The sequence below is a fragment of the Gordonia sp. (in: high G+C Gram-positive bacteria) genome, from assembly GCF_049299075.1.
Taxonomy (GTDB): domain Bacteria; phylum Actinomycetota; class Actinomycetes; order Mycobacteriales; family Mycobacteriaceae; genus Gordonia.
Genome location: NZ_JBAQWU010000075.1, coordinates 1 through 3,998, shown reverse-complemented (window position 1 = coordinate 3,998; position 3,998 = coordinate 1). Strand labels below are relative to the sequence as shown.

The 3,998-nt window shown below is 67.6% G+C and carries 5 protein-coding genes; 1 reads left to right on the top strand and 4 read right to left on the bottom strand.

Features of this window, described 5'->3' with window-relative positions:
* The 4 genes from WAW85_RS02685 to WAW85_RS02670 form a co-directional block, all read right to left on the bottom strand.
* Positions 1-641, bottom strand: a 641-nt coding sequence (locus tag WAW85_RS02685; RefSeq protein WP_422558116.1) for a PH domain-containing protein, incomplete at its 3' end; no start/stop codon positions are given.
* On the bottom strand, positions 638-1,123 hold the full coding sequence (locus WAW85_RS02680; protein WP_422558115.1) for a PH domain-containing protein: 486 nt from the start codon (positions 1,121-1,123) through the stop codon (positions 638-640). The genes WAW85_RS02680 and WAW85_RS02685, both read right to left, overlap by 4 nt.
* A gap of 51 nt (positions 1,124-1,174) precedes the next feature.
* The gene (gene hisS / locus WAW85_RS02675) at positions 1,175-2,443 is read right to left on the bottom strand and encodes a histidine--tRNA ligase (protein WP_422558114.1); all 1,269 of its coding nucleotides are present in this window, start codon (positions 2,441-2,443) and stop codon (positions 1,175-1,177) included.
* The gene (locus tag WAW85_RS02670) at positions 2,440-3,159 is read right to left on the bottom strand and encodes an MBL fold metallo-hydrolase (protein ID WP_422558113.1); all 720 of its coding nucleotides are present in this window, start codon (positions 3,157-3,159) and stop codon (positions 2,440-2,442) included. Before WAW85_RS02670 ends, hisS begins: the two co-directional genes overlap by 4 nt.
* A 186-nt stretch (positions 3,160-3,345) precedes the next feature.
* On the opposite strand from WAW85_RS02670, the gene WAW85_RS02665 reads away from it, so the two are divergent.
* Positions 3,346-3,998 (top strand): peptidylprolyl isomerase (locus tag WAW85_RS02665; RefSeq protein WP_422558112.1); only part of this gene is annotated, 653 nt, incomplete at its 3' end.

Here is a 3,998-nt window from a genome sequence, read left to right as displayed (position 1 = left end):
GAACCCAGCAGCCGGGACACCGGCAGCGGACCGTCGAGCAGAACGGCGCCCTGCGCCGGGCCCGCCGGTACGGGCGGCGCCGCGGGGCTGGGTTGACCCTGCTGCACCAATTCGCTCTGCTGCACCAATTCGCTCTGGTGTGCGGCACCGGCCAGGACGCGACGGCGCAGGTCTTCACATTCGGCCACGGTGAGGTACTTGATCACCAGCTCCGAGTTGGTGCCGCCCGCGGTCTCAACCTTGAGCTCAGCCAAACCCAACAGCTGTGCCAACAGCGGCCGGTTCACATCGACGGCCTGGACGCGGTCGAGCCGCGCGGTCCGGCGCTGGCGCACGACCCACCCAGCGCCGACAGTCAGCTGATCGGCACTCAATTCGTAGAACCGGTGCTTCCAGGAGACGTACGCACCGGCCCCGCCCACGCCGCCAACCACCAGCAGCACGAGGGCGGCGATTCCGACGATCAGCGCCACCGACTTTCCGTCGAGCAGGGCGCCCAGCCCGTTGGCGAGGCTCGGACCGTTGAACAGCGCGACTGCCGCCACGCCCACAAACGCGGCGAGGAATCCGCTGACCGCGGTGAGCGGGTGCACGCGGCGCCGACCGGTGGTGTACCCGGGCTCCGTCGGGTGATCATTCACAGCCCGGCCATCCGCTCCCGCGCCCGCTCGGAGAGGCGTTCGCGCAGCGCCCTGGCCTGTTCACGGCCGAGCCCGTCGATCACCGCATCGGAACCGGCCGAGGCGGTGTTGAGGTGCAGGCTCGCCAGGCCGTACATCCGAAGGAGCGGTCCCTCGCCCAAATCGATGAACTGGATGCGGCCATACGGAACCACGGTCACCTGCCGCCACCAGCGGCCCCGCGCGACGATGAGGTCGTCGGAGTCTTCTCGGTATCGATGCGCACTGACTTGCCGCCCGATGATCCAGTACCACCAGGCGTAGCCGACGAGAGCCAGGGCAGTCAGCGCCCAGAATGCCGGATGGGCGAGAACGGCGAGCACGGCGCCGAGCAGGCCGATCGGTGCGCACAGTGCCGAGGCGGACAGTCGACGGACCGTCGCCAGCTTCGGTGAGACCGGAGTGAGCTGAGGGTTATCGGCATCGAGCAAGTTCAGGCTCATGGCGTCCACCCTACGAGACGGGTGTCCCGCGCCGGTCGACGGTCGAGCGCCTCAGGAGCGCAGCGTGGCCACCAATTCACCGACGACGGCGTCGAGGGCCAGCTTGCGCTGCTCGCCGTTGGTGAGATCCTTCACCTCGATGGTGCGCTCGGCCAGCTCATTCTCGCCGAGCACCAGCGCGATGCGGGCGCCGGAACGGTCGGCGGCTTTCATCGCACCTTTGAGTCCGCGGTCGCCGTAGGCGAGATCGACCGAGATTCCGGCCTGGCGCAGCGCTCCGGCCACCCCCACCAGCTCCGCTTTGGCGGCCGCGCCCAGCGGAACACCGAAGACCTGCACTCGGCCCCGCCCGGCCACGGAGACACCCTCGGCGGCTAAGGCTAGGACGGTGCGGTCCACCCCGATCCCGAAGCCGATTCCGGAGAGGTCCTGCTTGCCACCGATCTGGCGCATCAGGCCGTCGTAGCGGCCGCCTCCGCCGATTCCGGACTGGGCACCGAGGTCGTCGTGGACGAACTCAAAGGTCGTCTTGGTGTAGTAGTCCAGGCCCCGCACGAGGCGCGGGTTCAGTTCGTAAGCGACCCCGAGCCGATCCAGGTCGGCGCGGACCGCCGCGAAATGCTCGCGCGCCGAGTCGCTGAGGTGGTCGATCATGAGCGGTGCGCGGGCGGTCAGTTCCCTGACCTCAGGACGCTTGTCGTCGAGCACACGCAGCGGATTGATCTGCGCCCGCTGCCGGGTCGCCTCGTCCAGATCCAGGCCGAGCAGGAACTCCTGCAGCGCGGCGCGATACTGCGGACGGCACGTGTCGTCGCCGAGCGAGGTCAGCTCCAGTCGGTATCCGGTCAAGCCGAGACGCCGGTAGCCCTCGTCGGCGACGGCGATCACCTCGGCGTCCAGTGCCGGATCGTCGACGCCGATGGCTTCCACACCCACCTGCTGTAGTTGACGGTAGCGGCCGGCCTGCGGGCGCTCGTAGCGGAAGAACGGACCCGCATAGCAGACCTTGACCGGCAGCTGACCGCGGTCGAGGCCGTGCTGGATCACCGCGCGCATCACCCCGGCGGTGCCTTCTGGGCGCAGGGTGACGCTGCGGTCCCCACGGTCAGCGAAGGTGTACATCTCTTTGCTGACGACGTCGGTCGATTCACCGACACCGCGGGCGAAGAGCGCGGTGTCTTCGAAGATCGGCAGTTCGATGTGGCCGTAGCCGGCCCGATATGCGGCCTCGGTCAGGATCTTGCGGACCGCGAGAAAGTCGGCGGATGCCGGCGGGAAGTAGTCCGGAATGCCCTTGGGCGCGGTGAATTCGGCGCTCACAGGCCTCGTCGTCCCTTCATCACGGTCGTCTCTTCTGTAGCGGGGTGCGGGGTGGCCCGCAGGAACGGATTGCCAGCGCGTTCGGCGCCGATCGTGGTCTGCGGGCCGTGCCCGGGCAGCACCAGCGTCTGATCGTCGCGGGTGAGGAGTTGCTCGGAGATCGAATCGAGCAGTTGCTGGTGGCTGCCGCCGGGCAGATCGGTGCGACCGATCGACCCCTGGAAGAGTACGTCGCCGGCAAAACACACCGGTGCTGGACCCGCCTCGGTCGACACCTGCATGGAAAGCAGCACGCTGCCGGGCGAATGGCCGGGCGCATGGTCGACTTTCCAGCGAATGCCAGCCACGTCGAGTTCTTCGTGGTCGCCGAATTCAATGACCTTCTCCGGCTCCCGGAACTTCATGACCCCGATCATGACGGCCAACGCCTTACCCAGGCCCTCTCCCGGGTGGGCGAGCTGGCCGCGGTCGGCCGGGTGGATATACGCCGGAATGGAGAACTCGTCGGCCAACTCCTGGGCGTTCCAGGTGTGGTCGAGGTGCCCGTGGGTCAGGAAAACCGCGACCGGAGTCAGGCTCTGCTCAGCCAGGATGGTGCGCACATTGGGTGCGGCGTCTTGCCCGGGATCGATGATGATCGCCTCGCGGGTGTCCTCATCGGCGACGATGTAGCAGTTCGTCTGGAACATCCCCGAGGGGAAACCGGTCAGGATCACGGCACAGCCTTCCGTCGTGGAAAAAACGCTCGCGGAGAAAACGCTCTCCCCGCAGTATCTCAGGGATGACGTGACTCGTCGCCACCGACGCACCGGTCCACGACCCGGGACCCATCCTGCGATAGCATGGGTCGCCGATGGACCGTTAGGTAGCCGCCGGCGGCAAACACCAGGAGGGTTCCCCGCGTGACCACGAATGAGGAGCGCCGCGAGGCCGCGAAGCGCAAGCTGGAACAGCGACTCGAGGCCGAACGGATGCAGGCGCGCAAACGCCGAATGATGTTGCTGTCCGCCGCTGGCGTGGTGGCTCTGGCCGTGATCGGGACCGCCACCTACTTCGGCTACCGCGGGTGGGATAATTCACGCCGAGTGAACTGCTCGTACAATGAGGCCGCCGATCCGTTCGCCAGCCTGCCCGACACCTTGCCCGAGAACATCCCCGCCGAACAGCGCGCGCAGTATGAAGAACTGTTCGCGGCCTTCCAGCAGGGCAAGAAGCAGCAGCGCACCGCCCCGAAACCGAATGACCATCCGCTCAAGGACGGCACTGTCGCGGTCACTTTCAACACCAATGTGGGGGCCCTACCTGCCACCCTCAACCGCGCCGACGCACCCTGCAACGTCAACGGGGTCATCACGCTGGCCGACAACGGCTACTACGACGACGTCCCGTGCCACGCGATAGCCATGTCTAAGGAGGGCGGCGCACTGCTGTGCGGCGACCCGACCGGTACCGCAGCCAACCAGGGCGGGCCCGGCGGCAACCCCGGCTGGTCGATGCCCGATGAGGCACCCACCGGACTGCAGGCGCACGGCGAGGCCAATCCGATGGATCCAAC